Here is a 16000-nt window from a genome sequence, read left to right as displayed (position 1 = left end):
TGTGTACCGCCTCCGCTTCCTGCTGTCCCGGCAGTGGGTGATCCTCACGCTGCTCGCCCTGGCGCTCGTTCCGGCGATGATCGAGCTGGGCTTCTGGCAGCTGCACCGGCACGAGGCGAGAGTGGCGCACAACGAGCTGATCGCGCGGAGCCTGGCCGCGCCCGCCGTGCCGGTCACGAAGCTCACCACGGTGGGCGGGGAACCGGACCGCGACGACTGGTTTCGCAGCGTAGAAGCGACCGGGCGCTACGACACCGACCACGAGGTGGTCGTCCGGCAGCGCACCGCCTCCGACGGCCAGTCCATCGGCTACTTCGTCCTCACGCCGCTGGTGCGCGACGACGGCTCGGTGCTGCTGGTCAACCGGGGCTGGATCCCTGCGGGCGGCGACCTGACGAAGTTCCCCGACGTGCCGACGGCACCGCGCGGCGAGGTCTCGGTCACCGGCCGGATCATGGCGAGCGAGACCACGGAGGCCAGCGGCATCAAGGACAAGCCGGGCCTGCCGGACCGCCAGGTCATGCTGATCGACAGCGACCAGCGGGCCGAGGCGCTGGACCGATCCGTACTCGGCGGCTACGTCCAGCTCACGGCGTCGTCGCCGGAACCGCGGGAGCACCCGGAACGGCTGCCCGACCCGGAGCACGACAGCATCGGGCCGCACATGGCCTACGCGGTGCAGTGGTGGATGTTCGCCGCGGGCGTCCCGGTGGGGTGGTTCGTCCTCGTGCGGCGCGAGCTGCGCGACCGCGCCCGGGGCCGCACGGAGGGCGACGACGTCGCGCGGGCACCGGCTCCGGCGGGCGCTGCCGCCGGCTGACGCCCCGAGCTCCCTCTGGCGCGGTCGTCCGGCGGGCGCACCAGAGGAAGCCCGGGCACGGGACGGACGCCGGCCCTTGGCACCTGGCACCTGGCACCTGGCACCTGGCACCTGGCACCTGGCACGGCATAGGGCAGACTGCGGGCATGGATCTTGGCTTGAAGGACCGCGTATACGTCGTCACCGGCGCCACCCGTGGCCTGGGCTTCGCCTCGGCGCAGCAGCTCGTCGCCGAGGGGGCGAAGGTCGTGGTGACCGGCCGGACCGAGGAGGCCGCCGCCGAGGCGGCGGCCCGGCTCGGCGCCGAGTCCGCCGCCCCGGTGGCGGCGGACAACGCCGACCCGGCGACCCCGGGTCGGCTGATCGAGACCGCCCGGGCCCGGTTCGGGCGCTTCGACGGCATGCTCGTCAGCGTCGGCGGCCCACCCGCCGGCCCGGCCGAGACGATCACCGACGAGCAATGGCAGGCCGCGTTCGACTCGGTGTTCCTCGGCGCGGTCCGGCTTGCCCGCACCGCGGCCGCCGCACTCGGCGAGGGCGGAGTCGTCGGTTTCGTCCTGTCCGGCTCCGTCCACGAGCCCATCCCCGGCCTCACCGTCTCCAACGGACTGCGTCCGGGCCTGGCAGGCTTCGCGAAGACGCTGGCCGACGAGGTGGGTCCGCGGGGCGTGCGGGTGGTGAGTCTCGCTCCAGGCCGTGTCGACACCGACCGGGTGCGGGAACTCGACGCGCTCAGCGGCGACGCGGAGGCTTCCCGGCGGCGCAGCGAGGAGAAGGTGCCGCTGCGCCGGTACGGCACGCCGGAGGAGTTCGGCCGTGCGGCGGCGTTCCTGCTCTCCCCCGCCGCCTCCTACGTGAACGGCGTGGTGGTGCCGGTGGACGGGGGTGCGCGCCGCGGCCTGTGACCGCGCCGTCCGCGCGCGTCTCTCCCCGGCCTGCCCGGCGGCGGGAGACGCGCGGGCGACGGCCGCGCGAGGGGACTCGGCCGTACCGGTGACCGGGCGCGCGGGGCGGGTCAGGTGACGCGTTCGGCGCGGTGACGCCGGCCGCGCAGCCTGACCTCCGCCGGCAGGGCGTCCAGGCCCGCGGAGATGCGGGCGTGCTCCAGTGCCTCGGCCCGCAGCCGTTCGACGGTGGCCGCGGGCCTGCCGTGCGGCTCCAGGCGCACGTCGACCCGGGCGCTCGGCCGGGTGCGGCGCCCCAGCAGCCTCACCCGCACGCGGTCAACGCCCGCCAGCGACTCGGCCTCGGCCGCCAGCACGTCGGCCAGGGCGCGGCCACGGAGCAGCGCCCCCTCGCCGTCACCGCTCTCCACCAGCACCTCCCCCAGCCTGCGCCGCCGCAGCTGGGCCAGGAACCACCACAGCAGGAGCAGCACCAGGACGGCGAGACCTGCGATCACCACCGGCCACCACCAGCCGTCGTCGCGGAAGCGAGTGCGGTCGGCGTCGGTCAGCAGGACGTCGCCGGGGCCCTTCCACGGCCACGCGGAACCCAGGTCGTAACCCCAGCGCCGTTGCAGGTCAAGGCCGCCGGCCAGGACCGCCAGGCCCAGCACGAGCAGCAGCAGGCCGGCCAGGGTCAGCAGGACTCGGTTGACCGTGCGGAGCATCGCCCTCCCTCTCTCCTCGCCTCGGCCCCTCGCCGGACGGCCGTGCCGTCGGCGGGGCCCCTCATCGTTTCGGGCGCCGGACGCGCACCGACAGCCGGTGCCGCCTCGCCACCCCCAGCTCCCGGATGCCCTCTCCCAGAGCGGAGTCCAGTTCGGCGCGTACCTCGTCGAGTTCGCGGAAGTGAGCCTGTGCGCGGGCCCGCACCCGGCGCCGGCCCACCTTCACCCGGGCGGCCTGGACGCCGGACACCTCCATGGCACGGTCCCGCAGCACCAGCGCGGCGGCGCTCCGCTCCAGTGCGGCGCGGACGTCGGCGTATTCGCGTCGCATCGGCAGCAGGCCCCGCAGCCCCGGGGTGAGCGCCCCGGCCAGCAGCCACAGCCCGAGCACGACGGCCGCCACCGCGCCGACGCGCACCCACACGTCGTCGATCGGGCGGGAGGCCAGCTCGTCGGCGAGCTCCCGGCGCCATGCCATGCCGGGCCGGTCCAGGCGCACGGCCACCACGTCGTACAGCAGCAGCGCCGCCGCCGCGAGCAGCACCACGGCGACGAGCGCCGCGGGGAGGCGGCGGGTGGCCCACAGGCGGCCCGCCCGGCCGCCGCCGTCGTCGGCACCGGGGATGTAGGCGGCGGAGGAGGAATCCTGTTCCAGATCGCCCGCGCCCGGTCCCCCGCCGGAAGCCGGTGCGGTACCGGAGCCGTCCTTCCGCAGCGTGAGAGGCCGGGAGTCGCCCACCCCGCCCGCGGGGCCGTCCGCGCCGGAGTCGTCGGGGGCGTCGGGGACGCTGCGCTCGCCGCCTCCCGACTGGTCGTCGCTCACCGGACCCTCCCGAGGCCGTCGCCGCGCAGGTGTGCCGAGTGCAGCCGGTCCACCCGTACGGTCACGTCCGACACCTGCATTCCGGTCAGTTCCCCTACCCGCACCGTGACCTGACGACGCACCGCTCCGCACTGCGCGCCGATGTCGGAGGGATATCCCAGCTCGACGGAGAGCCGCACCCGGGCGATGTCGCCACGCACGTCAACGCCGGACCGGGGCACGGTGCCGCCGCTCACGGGGAGTGTCGCCGCGTCCGGGCCGGCGCGGAGCGCCTCCCTGGCGGCCTGCGCGGCGACCTTGGCCACCGCCCGGTCGGCGATGCGGGTGGCCCCGCGTTCGGTGGGCGGAATGATCCGTTCTGCCGGCGGCTCGGGGCGGGTCACCGCGGCCCGCGCCGTCCGCCGTCACGGCTCCGGAAGAACTCCCCCGCGTCCAGGTCGCCGTCGAGGAACCGGCCGGCCACCCAGCCGATCGCGCCCAGCGCCGCCACCAGCAGGAAGGCGCCGAAGCCACCGAAGTACCCGGCGAAACCCAGGGCCATCCCCGCAATCAGGCCGACCACGGCCATGCTCATCGTGTGTTCCTCCGTTCACCGGCGCCGGAATCGTCACTGGACACGGGAGCGGCCCGGCTCCTCTTCGTCGCCGTCCTCCTCGTCGGGCAGCTTGACGTCGCTGACGGCGATGTTGACCTCCACGACCTCCAGGCCGGTCATCCGCTCGACGGCGTTGATGACGTTGGACCGCACCGAGTCCGCGACCTCCAGGATCGCGAAACCGTACTCCACCACGATCTCCAGGTCGAGGGCCGTCTGCACCTCGCCCACCTCGGCCTTGACTCCACGACTGACGGACGCCGACCGGGTGCCGCCGGGCACCCGGTCGCGAACGGCGCCGAACGTCCGGGCGAAGCCGCTGCCCATGGCGTGCACGCCCACGACGTCGCGGGCGGCCAGACCGGCGATCTTCTCCACCACCCCGTCGGCGATCGTGGTGCGGCCGCGGTCGCCGGAGGACGCCCCCGGGCCGAAGGTCTTCTGCGTACCGGCGCTCGGGGACGCCGCTCGTGTCTCGGTACCCTTGCGGGATTCCATGTCGGTCATCGTCTTCACCCCATTCGAGACGGCGGCGCGGTCTGCCGCTCCGCCGCCCACGTTAGGCGCCGGGCGGGGCGGGGGCCCGCACCGCGCGCCGAAAGGGTGACGGGGAGTCAACCGGCCGCGTGCACCCGGCCGCGCGAACGGGCCGGGCGGTCAGTCCGCGAGACCGGCCAGGTCCCGAAGGCGGCGCGTCTGGGCCGCACGTTCGGCGGTCTGCTGCTCCTCGTGGCTGCGGGCTGCGGCGCCGGCGAGCAGCGCCTTGGTCTCCACGACGGCGTCGCGCGGCGCCGCGAGAAGAGCCGCGGCGAGGTCGGCGACCGCTCCGTCCAGCTCGGCGGCGGGTACGACGAGGTTCGCCAGGCCCGTACGCTCCGCCTCAGCTGCGTGCACGAACCTCCCGGTGGCGCAGATCTCCAGGGCGCGGGCGTAGCCGACCAGGCCGACCAGGGGCTTGGTACCGGCCAGGTCCGGGACCAGACCGAGGCTTGTCTCGCGCATGGCGAACTGCACGTCGTCGGCGCAGACGCGCAGGTCGCAGGCGAGGGCGAGCTGGAAGCCGGCGCCGACGGCGTGCCCCTGGACGGCGGCGATGGTGAGCACGTCGCTGCGACGCCACCAGGTGAACGCCTCCTGGTACGCGCCGATGACCGCGTCGACCTCGTCGTCCGTGCCCCGGGCGAGGTCCAGGAAGGACGGCTCGCCGTCGAAGCCCTCGGGCGTGAAGGCCTGACGGTCCAGGCCGGCGGAGAAGGAAGGCCCTTCGGCGCGCAGCACGACCACGCGCACGGTGCCGGGAAGGACCCGGCCAGCCTCGGTCAGCATCCGCCACATGGCGGGCGACTGCGCGTTCCGCTTGGCGGGCACGGCGAGCGTGACCGTGGCGGTGTCGCCCTCCACGGTGAGCCGCACACCGTCCTTGTCCAGCAGGGTCTCGGTCATCGGTACTCCTCCGGTGGCCACTCTCGGCGGTCAGACATACCGAAGAGTAACCACCGGCGGCGACGACCCGGTACCCAGGTCAGGACGAGGCTGCCTTCTTTCCGCGGGTCGCACCGCCGCGCCCGCGCAGGGCAACGCCGGACTCGCTGAGCATCCGGTGGACGAACCCGTAGGAACGGCCGGTCTCCTCGGCCAGCGCCCTGATGCTCGCACCGGAGTCGTACTTCTTCTTGAGGTCTGCCGCGAGCTTCTCGCGTGCAGCGCCGGTCACCCGGCTGCCCTTCTTCAGAGTCTCGGCCACCCGTGCCTCCTCAGGGGAAGTGCGCTCTGTGACTCCCATGATCACCCCTCCACACACTTCTGGCCACCCATTCGGCAAAGCCCGTGCAATCCCGAGTCTGCGGCGGATCGGCGCACGCGCCGAAAGCTCTGGCCACGGGCACGTGCCCGGATGCGGCGCACACCCGGCGGAGTGAAGGAGGTGCAGGTCAGCGGCGCGATGGCGTGATTCCCCTGCCCGCCCCGGCGCGGGCCGCAGGCTCCGGGGCGGGCAGGGGGCGCCGCGCCGGAGTACCAGCCGCTCTCACCCAGATGAAGGATCACGCGTAGGCCGAATGATCCAGCAGGTGATCCACGGGCCGGGCCGGAACGGGGCAGGTGGCGGTCAGGCGAGCGCGACGAGATCCGCGTAGTCGTCGCCCCACAGGTCCTCCACGCCGTCCGGGAGCAGGATGATCCGCTCCGGGGCGAGGGCGTCCACGGCACCCTCGTCGTGGGTGACCAGCACGACGGCCCCGCTGAACGTCTTCAGCGCGCCGAGAATCTCCTCGCGGCTGGCGGGGTCGAGGTTGTTGGTGGGCTCGTCGAGCAGCAGCACGTTGGCCGAGGAGACGACGAGGGTGGCGAGCGCCAGCCGGGTCTTCTCCCCGCCGGAGAGCACGCCCGCCGGCTTGTCCACGTCGTCACCGGAGAACAGGAACGACCCGAGGGTCTTCCGGATGTCGACCAGGTCCATGTCGGGCGCGGAGGACCGCATGTTCTCCAGAACCGTGCGGTCCGGGTCGAGCGTCTCGTGCTCCTGGGCGTAGTAGCCGAGCTTGAGGCCGTGACCGGGCGTGACGCGTCCGGTGTCGGGAACCTCCACACCGGCCAGCAGCCGCAGCAGCGTGGTCTTGCCGGCGCCGTTGAGGCCGAGGATGACCACGCGGGACCCGCGGTCGATGGCCAGGTCGACGTCGGTGAAGATCTCCAGCGAGCCGTAGGACTTGGACAGGCCCTCCGCCATCAGCGGCGTCTTCCCGCAGGGCGCCGGGTCGGGGAAGCGCAGCTTGGCGACCTTGTCGGCCCGCCGTTCGGCTTCCAGGCCCGCCATGAGCTTCTCCGCCCGGCGCGCCATGTTCTGCGCGGCGACGGCCTTGGTGGCCTTGGCGCGCATCTTGTCGGCCTGCGAGTTGAGCGCGGAGGCCTTCTTCTCGGCGTTGGCCCGCTCCCGCTTGCGGCGCTTCTCGTCGGCCTCCCGCTGGGCGAGGTACTGCTTCCAGCCCATGTTGTACAGGTCGATCTGGGACCGGTTGGCGTCCAGGTAGAAGACCTTGTTGACGACGGTCTCCACGAGGTTGATGTCGTGGGAGATGACCACCAGGCCGCCGCGGTAGGTCTTGAGGAAGTCCCGCAGCCAGACCACGGAGTCGGCGTCCAGATGGTTCGTGGGCTCGTCGAGGAGGAGCGTGTCGGCGTCCGAGAAGAGGATGCGGGCCAGCTCGACGCGGCGGCGCTGGCCGCCGGAGAGGGTGTGCAGCGGCTGGCCGAGCACGCGGTCGGGCAGCCCGAGGCTGGCGGCGATGGTGGCGGCCTCCGCCTCGGCGGCGTACCCGCCCTTGGTGAGGAACTCGGTCTCGAGCCGCTCGTACTTCTTCATGGCCCGTTCGCGGGTGGCGCCCTTGCCGTTCGCCATCCGGTCCTCGTTCTCGCGCATACGCCGGATCACGGTGTCCAGGCCGCGGGCGGAGAGGATCCGGTCGCGGGCCAGCACCTCCAGGTCGCCGGTGCGCGGGTCCTGCGGAAGGTAGCCGACCTCGCCCGAACGGGAGATCGTTCCGGCCGTGGGAACGCCTTCCCCGGCCAGGCACTTGGTGAGGGTGGTCTTGCCCGCTCCGTTGCGGCCGACCAGGCCGATGCGGTCGCCCTTGGCGATGCGGAAGGAGGCGGAGTCGATGAGGACCCGGGCGCCGGCGCGCAGCTCGAGTCCGGAGGCGGTGATCACGGAAGTGCTCCAAGGCAGGGAAGACGGACGTGCGTGCGGGTCGAGGGGGCCGGCCGGTCCCGGCGGCGACCGGCGTGGTCCCGCGGAGACGGGCCCTGGGCCCGGGCGCGCGGCCGCTAATGCACAAGGAGGTAAGCCATGCCGATCAGTGTACCGGCGCGGCGCAACCCGGTTTCCGGGGCGCCGCGCACGGCTCGCCGTACGGCCGGCACTCCTGCGCTACGCGCGTCACCCGCCTCCGGTGTGGACCTGGAACGCGGCGCGGCGTACGGCCTTGGCCAGCGCGGCGTCCGGATGCGCGGCGGCAAGCGCCACCAGCACCTGGACGGTGCGGGGATGGCCCACGGCCCGTACCTCGTCGATCAGTTCCGGCACCGTCCCCTGCACGGCGGTGTCCAGGTGGTCGACGAGCAGCCGCGCCTCGCCGTGGTCGGTGACCGCGGCGGCGGTGTCCACCCACAGCCAGGTCGCCTCCTCGCGGGTGAGCACGCCCGGCGCACCGCCGGCCAGCTCCTCCGGGTCCGCGCCCTCCTGCTCGGCGAGCCACAGCAGCGCGTACGGACGCAGGCCGGGCTCCTCGGCGGCCGCGCGTACGTCGGGCTCGGCGGGCGCGCCGACGACGCGGAGCGCCTCGAAGGCGAGCGCCCGGATCAGGGCGTCCTCGCCACGGGCGGCCTCCAGCAGTCCGGAAACGGCCGTTCCGACCGGGCGGGCGGCCAGCCAGGCGCGGTACTCGGAGCGCGCGGGGCCCGGGGTGAGCCGGGCACAGCCGCGCAGCATGTCGGCGGCGGACTGCTCGATGTTGCCGGCCGGGCTCTGCGCGGCCACGCAGATCTGCTCTAGCTTGGTCCACACCGCCCAGTTGCCCAGCGGGGTGAGCACGGCCGAATCGGTGTTCTCCTCGTCACGGCACCGGGTGAGCGCCCCGACGGAGGCGAGGGCGTCCAGGGCCCAGTCCAGCAGCGTGGGCAGGGTGCCGTCGACGGGTTCGGCCCCGGCGTCGTGGTCCGGTCGCTCGGCGCGCAGCTCGGTGATGCACCGGGTGAGGTGGTCGAGGAGCGCGGGCAGCGTGACCGGTCCGGCTGACAGGTGCAGCAGGGACAGCACCTGCGGCATCGACACCACGACTTCGCCGGTAAGCACCGGGTCGGCCGAGTCGGCCGGGGCGGGGCGGGCGAGCGACCAGGCGTCGAACAGGGCGACCCAGCCGCGCAGCACCGCGCTGTCGTCGCGGTCCCAGGCGGTCAGGCGCCAGCCGGGGCGGGCGGTGTCGCCGTGCAGCTCGACCAGCCCGGCGAGCCGGGCCCGGTCCCAGTCGGCGCGGGCCCGTGCGGGATCGACCTGGAGGGCGGCGGCCGCGCGTGCGAAGGCCTCGGTGGTGGGGACACCGGCCGTGGGCGGTTCGTCCGCCGCCCAGCGGGCCATGTTCACGGCGCCGCGCAGGCAGTCCCGGGCGTGCCGGGCGAGCACCCCCGGGGAGGGGGTGCCGGCGGGCGGCCGCGGGGCGGAGGAGCCGCGGGCCGGCCAGGCGCGGCCGCGCGTCTCGCTCACGGTGCGGCGTGCGGCGGCGATGGGCCGTCGGGGGACGAGGCGCAGGCGGGTGTCTCGCGGTGTACGGGACGTCACGGGAGCAGTCTTCACGGTGAGAGCGGAAAAACCCAAACGGCGCAGGCCCTCGCGGCTTCACCGGGCGACTCCCGCCTGCCCCCGACCGCCCCCGGCGCCGGGCTCCGGCGCGCTGCGGACGCCCGCGGGGCCGCGCTCCGTCACCCGTGGACGGGCTTGGCGTCGACAGCCACCACGAAGGGCCTCAGAGGAGAGGCATGAGGAAGCGCGTGAGGGCCTCCTCGTAGCCGTCACGGTCGGCGTTCCACATCGCGGCGTGCTGCGCTCGCCCGACGACGTGCAGGGTGATCAGGTCGGGCCGGCTGTCGGCGAGCGCCCGGGAGGGGCCCCAGGGAGCGACCTCGTCGCCCGGTCCGTGCGCGATCAGCACCGGCACCTCGAGCCGCTCGGGCGACGCCGCGACGGCCGGCGGCTCCGGCCGCACCCCGGCGCGGCCCTCGGCGGCCCGCACCGCCATCGGCAGCAGGGGGCGTGGGACGCCGCGCGCGGCGGCGAGGGCACGCAGGGTGGCGGCCGGGTCGAGGACCGGCGAGTCCAGCACCAGTCCGCAGACGCGGTCGCGCACGGCGGACTCCGCGGCGACGTGCAGTGCCATGGTCGCGCCCGTGGACCAGCCGTACAGGATGACGCGGGAGGCGCCCTGGTCGAGGGCGTGACGGACGGCGGCATCCAGGTCGCGCCACTCGCTCGCGCCCAGGTGGCCGACGCCGTCGGGGTTCCGCGGCGCGCCGGGGTCCCCGCGGTGGGCCGGGACGAGAACGGGCAGGCGGAGCCGCGCGAGCGCGGGGAGGACGTTCATCGCCTGTTCCCGGGTGGTGCCGAGCCCGTGTGCGGCGACGACCCACACGCCGCGTTCGCCGGGCACCGCCCATGCGGGCAGGGGGCCGAGTTCGGAGGCGATCTCCGTGTCGATGCAGGGCAGGTCCAGCGAGCCGCCCGGGTCGCCGCTGTGGACGACGGGCGTGAGCCGGACGGTGGCCCCGGTGGTCAGCGTGCCGCGAGTGACGTCCAGGAGGCGGCGTACGACGGTGTCCGCGGGCGCGGCGTGCGTGGCCTCCCGCATGGTGTGCCCGACCACGGCGCGCACGCCCCGGCCGGTGAGGCCGTAGGTGCCGGGGAGTTCCGCGGTGAGCGAGCGGGTGAGCGCGACCCGTTCGGGGCGGGCGGCGAGGCGGGCGTGGACCGTGAGGGGTTCCCCGAAACCCGGCGGGACGGCGGCCCCGTCGGCGCGGGCGGGACGCAAGGCGCGCCCGGCCGCGTACCGGCCGGCCGCCACCGCGGCCGCGCAGGTACCCAGGACCGTGCCGGCGGCCAGGGCCGCCGCCGTGGGTGCGCGCATCACCTCGAGTGTCCGCCGTACCGCCTCCTTCCGGCCACCGGACGGCAGCCGAAGGCCGCCGGTGGAGGGGCGACGGGACGGCACCGGGAGAGGGGGCGTGCGGTCGGCCACGGCGCGGGTCATCCGGCCGGGGGCCGCTGGCCGTAGCCGCGCAGCCGGTCGGCGACCCGGTCGATCTCCTCCCGGGGCAGCAGGGTGGGCGTGCGGCCGGGCACGGAGGCCGCGGCCAGCCAGACCCGGCACATCCACTCCAGTTGCGCGGTCCGGTCGTAGGCCTGGTCCATGGTGGCGCCGTGGGTGAGCGTGCCGTGGTTGCGGAGCAGTGCGCCGCTGCGGTCCTCGAGGGCCTCCAGCAGGTGGCCTGCGAGGGCGTCGCTGCCGTAGGTCGCGTAGGGGGCGACGCGCACGGGACCGCCGAGCGCGGCGGTCATGTAGTGGATCGTGGGGAGTTCGTCGACCAGCGTGGAGACGGCGGTGGCGTGCACGGCGTGGGTGTGCACCACAGCGGTGGCGTCGGTGGTGCGGTAGACCGCCAGATGCATGGGCAGTTCACTCGTAGGACGGAGGGTGCCCGCGACGCGTTCACCCTTCAGATCCACCGCACACAGGTCGTCGGGTCCCAGACGGTCGTACGGCACCCCGGTGGGGGTGACGAGGACGACGTCCCCCACCCGGGTGGAGACGTTCCCGGAGGTGCCGACGACCAGCCCGTCGGCGACCGTGCGGCGCGCCGCCCCCACCACCTCCTCCCACGCGTCCCGCCAGGTCACCGGGATCTCCCCGCTCGTCTCGCTGTGCATCGGCACCTCTGGTCTCTTCCTGTACCACCGGGGGACTCGACCATGCGGTGGTCCCTCCCGTTCGGCCTGTGACGGGTCCCACACCAACACCCTCCGGGTGCGACACTCCGATGCCCGCCCCAGTTCACCTTCCGTTCACCCGCCATCCTTACGTTCACCGGGTCACTGACCTTCGAACTGATTGCCTGGGTGAATGGAACACATCACGCTTCTGATCGGGATCGTGATCGTCACGGCCTTGGTGTTCGACTTTACGAACGGCTTCCACGACACGGCCAACGCCATGGCCACCACCATCTCCACCGGGGCGATGAAGCCCAAGGCTGCGGTGGCGATGTCGGCCGTTCTCAACCTCGCCGGAGCGTTCATCTCCGTCGAGGTGGCCAAGACGATCTCCAAGGGACTGATTGACGAAGGCGCCGGTATCCAGCCTGAGGTGATCCTCGCAGCGTTGGTCGGTGCGATCACCTGGAACATGCTGACCTGGCTGGCCGGCCTCCCGTCCAGCTCCTCGCACGCCCTGATGGGTGGTCTGCTCGGCGCCGCCGTCGCCTCGATGGGTATCGGCGCGGTCAACGGCGACGTCGTCGTCACCAAGGTGCTGATCCCCGCCCTGGCCGCCCCGCTGGTTGCCGGCCTCGCCGCCTGGGGCGCCACACGCCTGACCTACCGACTCACCCGCAACGTGAGCGAGGAGCAGGCCGGAAAGGGCTACCGGGCCGGCCAGATCACCTCCGCCGCCCTGGTCTCCCTGGCGCACGGCACCAACGACGCGCAGAAGACGATGGGCGTCATCACCCTCGCCCTGATCGCGGGCGGTGCACTGGCCCCGGACGCGGGCCCGCCGATGTGGGTGGTCGTCTCGGCCGGTGTCGCCATCGCTCTGGGCACCTACCTCGGCGGCTGGCGGATCATCCGCACTCTCGGCAAGGGCCTCACCGACATCCACCCGCCGCAGGGCTTCTCGGCGCAGACGAGCGCCGCGGTCACCATCCTGGCCTCCTCCCACCTGGGCTTCTCGCTGTCCACCACGCACACCTGCTCCGGCGCCGTGATGGGCGCGGGGATGGGGCGCAAGGGCGGCATCGTCCGCTGGGGCACGGCGGGCCGGATGCTGGCCGCCTGGGGCATCACCGTCCCGGCGGCGGGTCTGGTCGCGGGCGGCGCGGCACTGCTGGCCGAGCGCGGCAACGTCGGCGTGACCCTGGTCGCCGTCCTCGGCGTGCTGGTCAACGGCGCCATCTGGCTGGCCTCGCGCCGGCAGCCGGTCGACCACACCAACGTCAACGACATGCCGGAGGACTCCGCCCCGGAATCCCACTCCGACGCGGAGGACGGGGGCGTGGTGGCCGCCGCGATGAGCGCCGTCGCCCCGCCACCGGCCGGCGCGGTCCCCGAGCAGCACGGCGCGCCGGACGAGGAGTCCGAGCACGCCCGCACCAAGGCCTCCGTCTCCGGCGCCTGACGCGCCCCACCCGAAGGAAGCGAAGCACTCACCATGGACATCCACTGGTCCGCCCTGATCAACGTGTTCGGCGTCAGCCTGCTGGCTTCCGTCGCGCTGGTCGGCGTGTTCACCCTGGGCATCATGGGCTCCGCGCCGCGCAAGGACGGCAGCAGCGCCTCCGTGCCGGCCCGCACCGGCGCGTACCTCTGCTACGCGGTCTGCGCGGCCGCCGTGGTGTACGGCATCTACCTGATCGGCGCCTGAACCCCCGCACACCGAGGGGTGGGTACGGCCTGCGGGCCGTACCCACCCCTCGCGCGTACCCGAGGCGCGCCGGGCGGGACGCCACGGCGCGGCCCGGGGGTGGTCACACTGCTTCGCCGCAGGCCGGGGGCGAGTTGACGGTCGTGGGGGGCCGTGATGGACTTCCGACAGCCGAACGGCGGCAGAAGAGGAAGCCGGTGCGAATCCGGCGCGGTCCCGCCACTGTCACCGGGGAGCGCCCCTCACCACACGCCACGGCCCGTCGGTGGGCTGGAAGGCCGGGGAGGCGCCGATCCGGGAGCCAGGAGACTCTCGCCGCCGGACACGTCGAGCCAGGGCGAGGACCCTGAGTGAGGACTCCGCCATGCGTGGCTGCTGCACCGCTCCCCCACCCCACCCCTCGCCGTGTTCCTGCGAGGCTCCACAGCCCGTCGACTGATGCCGCGCCCGCGTGCGTACGCGTACGGGGTGACGCTCGGCTTCCTCGCCGACCTCGCGCTGGGCGACCCCCGGCGCGGACACCCCGTGGCGGCCTTCGGCCGCGCGGTGATCCGGGCCGAACGCGCCCTGTGGCGTGACCACCGCGGCGCCGGGGCGTTGTGCGCCGCGGTGTGCGCCGGCGGCGTGGCGGCCGCCGCGGCGGGCCTGAGCACGGCCGCCGGGAGGGCGCGTTCGCCGCTGCCCTCGGTGGTGCTGGCCGCGGTCGCAGGCTGGACGGTGCTCGGCGGGACCTCCCTGATCCGCGAGGCGCGGGCGACCGGCGCCGCACTCGCCGCGGGCGACGTTCCGGAGGCGCGGCGGCGGCTGCCGCACCTGTGCGGGCGGGACCCGGAGGCGCTGGACGCCGACGGCGTCGCGCGAGCGGTCGTCGAGTCGGTGGCGGAGAACACCTCCGACGCCGTGGTGGGCGCGCTGGTGTGGGGAGCGGTCGCCGGCGTGCCGGGCCTGGTGGCGTTCCGCGCAGTGAACACCCTGGACGCGATGCTGGGCCACCGCTCCCCCCGGCTGCTGCGTTTCGGCTGGGCGTCGGCGCGGCTGGACGACCTGGCGGGCTGGCCGGGCGCCCGGCTGACGGCCACGCTGGCCGCACTCGCCGGGTCCGACCCGAACGGCGCGCTGCGGGCCTGGCGTGCGGACGCCGCCCGTCACCCCAGCCCCAACGCGGGCCCGGTGGAAGCCGCGTTCGCCGGGGCGCTGGGCGTACGGCTGGGCGGGACGCTGGCGTACGCCGGGCGGGTCGAGCACCGTCCGGTGCTCAACGCCGGTGGCCGGCAGGTCCGTACGGAGGACGTCGAGCGCGCGGTGCGGCTCTCCCGCCGCGTCGGTGTGCTGGCGCTGGTGACGACGACGGCCGTGAGGGTCGTGGCCACGCGGAAGGGAAGGCGGCGGTGAAGGCATTGCGGCGGGGCGGCGGTCTGCTGGTCGCGGGGACGACCTCGGACGCCGGGAAGAGCGTGGTCACGGCCGGGGTCTGCCGCTGGCTGGCCCGCAAGGGATTGAAGGTCGCGCCGTTCAAGGCACAGAACATGTCGCTGAACTCCTTCGTCACCCGGGAGGGCGCGGAGATCGGCCGGGCGCAGGCCATGCAGGCGGCCGCCGCCCGGGTGGAGCCCAGCGCGGCGATGAACCCGGTGCTGCTCAAGCCGGGCGGCGACCGCACCAGTCAGGTCGTCCTGATGGGCAAACCGGAGGGCGAACTGAGCGCCCGCAGCTACCACGAGGACAGGCAGCGGAAGCTGCTGGAGACGGTCGCCGGGTGCTTGGAGGAGCTGCGCGCCACCCACGACGCCGTGATCTGCGAAGGCGCGGGCAGCCCCGCCGAGATCAACCTGCGGCGCAACGACATCGTCAACATGGGCCTGGCGCGGGCGGCGCACCTCCCCGTGGTGGTCGTCGGCGACATCGACCGCGGCGGGGTCTTCGCCTCGTTCTTCGGCACGACCGCGCTGCTGTCCCCCGAGGACCAGGCGCTGGTGTGCGGCTACCTGGTCAACAAGTTCCGCGGCGACGTGGCGCTGCTGCAGCCGGGGCTGGAGATGCTGCACCGGCTCACCGGCCGCCCGTCGCTGGGCGTGCTCCCGCACCGGCACGGCCTGGGCATCGACGAGGAGGACGGGCTGCGCCTCTCGCTGCGCGGCACCGTGCGGGAGGCGTCGACGGCGCCGCCGCACGGCGCGGACGTGCTGCGGGTCGCCGTGCTGCCGGTCCCCCTGATGTCGAACTTCACCGACGTGGACGCCCTCGCCGCCGAGCCCGGCGTGGTGGTCCGCTTCTGCGACCGGCCGGAGGAACTGGCCGACGCCGACCTGGTGGTGGTGCCCGGCACCCGCGGCACCGTGAAGGCGCTGGAGTGGCTGCGCGCACGAGGGTTGGCCGACGCACTCGCCCGGCGTGCGGCCGAAGACCGGCCGGTGCTCGGCATCTGCGGCGGCTACCAGGTGCTCGGCGAGCGCATCGAAGACCACGTCGAGTCGCGTGCGGGCGTCGTGCAGGGCCTGGAACTGCTGCCGGTGCGGGTGCGTTTCGCCCCCGGAAAGACGCTCGCCCGCCCGGCCGGAACCGCACTGGGCGAACCGGTCGAGGGGTACGAGATCCACCACGGCGTCGCCGACGTGCGCGGCGGCGAACCGTTCGTCACCGACGGCGCCGACGGCCGCCCCCTGGACGGATGCAGGGTCGGCCCGGTGTGGGGCACGCACTGGCACGGCGCGCTGGAGTCCGACGCCTTCCGCCGGGCCTTCCTGCGTCGCGTCGCCTCCGACGCCGGCCGGGCCTTCGTCCCGGCTCCCGACACCGCCTTCGAGCGGCTGCGCGAGGAGCAACTCGACCGGCTGGGGGACCTGATCGAGGAACACGCCGACACCGGCGCGCTGCTGCGGCTGATCGAGGAGGGCCCGCCGGGCGGGCTGCCGTTCGTCCCGCCGGGCGCGCCGTGAGCCGCAGCCGGCCGCCGACCACGACCGCTCAC

General features: G+C 74.5%; 17 protein-coding genes and 1 riboswitch. Of the genes, 6 read left to right on the top strand and 11 right to left on the bottom strand.

Annotated elements, in window-relative coordinates:
- Nucleotide 1: 1 nt before the first annotated feature.
- Entirely contained in the window at nucleotides 2-820 is an 819-nt protein-coding gene (locus tag E4198_RS22450; protein ID WP_247597800.1) for an SURF1 family protein, read from the top strand.
- A 146-nt stretch (nucleotides 821-966) separates the two neighbouring features.
- Nucleotides 967-1725 carry an SDR family oxidoreductase gene (locus tag E4198_RS22445; protein ID WP_136184745.1) on the top strand — a complete coding sequence of 253 codons (759 nt, stop codon included), beginning with the start codon at nucleotides 967-969 and terminating at the stop codon, nucleotides 1723-1725.
- 110 nt (nucleotides 1726-1835) lie between these two features.
- Here the strand turns inward: E4198_RS22445 and amaP are convergent, their stop codons facing one another.
- The 11 genes from amaP to E4198_RS22390 form a co-directional block, all read right to left on the bottom strand.
- Entirely contained in the window at nucleotides 1836-2432 is a 597-nt protein-coding gene (gene amaP, locus E4198_RS22440) for an alkaline shock response membrane anchor protein AmaP (protein WP_136184744.1), read from the bottom strand.
- A 61-nt stretch (nucleotides 2433-2493) separates the two neighbouring features.
- On the bottom strand, nucleotides 2494-3147 hold the full coding sequence (locus E4198_RS22435; protein WP_247597973.1) for a DUF6286 domain-containing protein: 654 nt from the start codon (nucleotides 3145-3147) through the stop codon (nucleotides 2494-2496).
- A 104-nt stretch (nucleotides 3148-3251) separates the two neighbouring features.
- Nucleotides 3252-3638, bottom strand: coding sequence for an Asp23/Gls24 family envelope stress response protein (locus E4198_RS22430; protein WP_136184743.1), 387 nt, complete (start codon nucleotides 3636-3638; stop codon nucleotides 3252-3254).
- Nucleotides 3635-3829: a hypothetical protein gene (locus E4198_RS22425; protein ID WP_136184742.1), complete on the bottom strand. Its 195-nt coding sequence runs from the start codon at nucleotides 3827-3829 to the stop codon at nucleotides 3635-3637. The genes E4198_RS22430 and E4198_RS22425 overlap by 4 nt, the downstream gene beginning before the upstream one ends.
- Nucleotides 3830-3862: 33 nt before the next feature.
- Nucleotides 3863-4357, bottom strand: coding sequence for an Asp23/Gls24 family envelope stress response protein (locus tag E4198_RS22420; protein ID WP_136184741.1), 495 nt, complete (start codon nucleotides 4355-4357; stop codon nucleotides 3863-3865).
- A gap of 150 nt (nucleotides 4358-4507) precedes the next feature.
- Nucleotides 4508-5293, bottom strand: a complete 786-nt coding sequence (locus tag E4198_RS22415) for an enoyl-CoA hydratase/isomerase family protein (protein ID WP_136184740.1) — start codon at nucleotides 5291-5293, stop codon at nucleotides 4508-4510.
- Between the two features lie 79 nt (nucleotides 5294-5372).
- Entirely contained in the window at nucleotides 5373-5594 is a 222-nt protein-coding gene (locus tag E4198_RS22410; protein ID WP_023529120.1) for a helix-turn-helix domain-containing protein, read from the bottom strand.
- Nucleotides 5595-5957: 363 nt separating this feature from the next.
- Nucleotides 5958-7556: an ABC-F family ATP-binding cassette domain-containing protein gene (locus tag E4198_RS22405; protein WP_136184739.1), complete on the bottom strand. Its 1599-nt coding sequence runs from the start codon at nucleotides 7554-7556 to the stop codon at nucleotides 5958-5960.
- Between the two features lie 228 nt (nucleotides 7557-7784).
- A complete protein-coding gene (locus tag E4198_RS22400; protein ID WP_136184738.1) occupies nucleotides 7785-9182 on the bottom strand; it encodes a hypothetical protein in 1398 nt (465 codons plus the stop codon).
- Between the two features lie 184 nt (nucleotides 9183-9366).
- Complete coding sequence (locus E4198_RS22395) at nucleotides 9367-10521, bottom strand: alpha/beta fold hydrolase (RefSeq protein WP_136184737.1); 1155 nt, start codon at nucleotides 10519-10521, stop codon at nucleotides 9367-9369.
- Between the two features lie 119 nt (nucleotides 10522-10640).
- Nucleotides 10641-11321: a class II aldolase/adducin family protein gene (locus E4198_RS22390; RefSeq protein ID WP_136184736.1), complete on the bottom strand. Its 681-nt coding sequence runs from the start codon at nucleotides 11319-11321 to the stop codon at nucleotides 10641-10643.
- Nucleotides 11322-11514: 193 nt separating this feature from the next.
- On the opposite strand from E4198_RS22390, the gene E4198_RS22385 reads away from it, so the two are divergent.
- The 4 genes from E4198_RS22385 to E4198_RS22370 all read left to right on the top strand — a co-directional run bounded on the left by E4198_RS22385 (nucleotide 11515) and on the right by E4198_RS22370 (nucleotide 15968).
- Nucleotides 11515-12786, top strand: coding sequence for an inorganic phosphate transporter (locus E4198_RS22385; RefSeq protein ID WP_136184735.1), 1272 nt, complete (start codon nucleotides 11515-11517; stop codon nucleotides 12784-12786).
- A gap of 33 nt (nucleotides 12787-12819) precedes the next feature.
- The gene (locus E4198_RS22380) at nucleotides 12820-13032 is read left to right on the top strand and encodes a hypothetical protein (protein ID WP_136184734.1); all 213 of its coding nucleotides are present in this window, start codon (nucleotides 12820-12822) and stop codon (nucleotides 13030-13032) included.
- Nucleotides 13033-13217: 185 nt separating this feature from the next.
- Nucleotides 13218-13344, top strand: a riboswitch (cobalamin riboswitch).
- A gap of 126 nt (nucleotides 13345-13470) precedes the next feature.
- Nucleotides 13471-14424: a cobalamin biosynthesis protein gene (locus tag E4198_RS22375; RefSeq protein WP_136184733.1), complete on the top strand. Its 954-nt coding sequence runs from the start codon at nucleotides 13471-13473 to the stop codon at nucleotides 14422-14424.
- Nucleotides 14421-15968 (top strand): cobyric acid synthase, encoded by a 1548-nt coding sequence (locus E4198_RS22370; protein WP_247597799.1) that lies wholly within the window; start codon nucleotides 14421-14423, stop codon nucleotides 15966-15968. Before E4198_RS22375 ends, E4198_RS22370 begins: the two co-directional genes overlap by 4 nt.
- Nucleotides 15969-16000 lie beyond the last annotated feature (32 nt).

This window comes from Streptomyces sp. RKND-216 (genome assembly GCF_004795255.1).
Classification (GTDB): Bacteria; Actinomycetota; Actinomycetes; order Streptomycetales; family Streptomycetaceae; genus Streptomyces; species Streptomyces hazeniae.
The sequence above is the reverse complement of the archived record's forward strand: the minus strand, read 5'-3'. Positions and strand labels throughout refer to the sequence as shown.

Coding starts and splice junctions, on each gene's coding strand:
- E4198_RS22425 (WP_136184742.1), bottom strand. CDS start 3,829: ATGAGCATGGCCGTGGTCGGCCTGATTGCGGGGATGGCCCTGGGTTTC.
- E4198_RS22420 (WP_136184741.1), bottom strand. CDS start 4,357: ATGACCGACATGGAATCCCGCAAGGGTACCGAGACACGAGCGGCGTCC.
- E4198_RS22390 (WP_136184736.1), bottom strand. CDS start 11,321: ATGCACAGCGAGACGAGCGGGGAGATCCCGGTGACCTGGCGGGACGCG.
- E4198_RS22445 (WP_136184745.1), top strand. CDS start 967: ATGGATCTTGGCTTGAAGGACCGCGTATACGTCGTCACCGGCGCCACC.
- E4198_RS22375 (WP_136184733.1), top strand. CDS start 13,471: ATGCCGCGCCCGCGTGCGTACGCGTACGGGGTGACGCTCGGCTTCCTC.
- amaP (WP_136184744.1), bottom strand. CDS start 2,432: ATGCTCCGCACGGTCAACCGAGTCCTGCTGACCCTGGCCGGCCTGCTG.
- E4198_RS22385 (WP_136184735.1), top strand. CDS start 11,515: ATGGAACACATCACGCTTCTGATCGGGATCGTGATCGTCACGGCCTTG.
- E4198_RS22415 (WP_136184740.1), bottom strand. CDS start 5,293: ATGACCGAGACCCTGCTGGACAAGGACGGTGTGCGGCTCACCGTGGAG.
- E4198_RS22380 (WP_136184734.1), top strand. CDS start 12,820: ATGGACATCCACTGGTCCGCCCTGATCAACGTGTTCGGCGTCAGCCTG.
- E4198_RS22395 (WP_136184737.1), bottom strand. CDS start 10,521: ATGCGCGCACCCACGGCGGCGGCCCTGGCCGCCGGCACGGTCCTGGGT.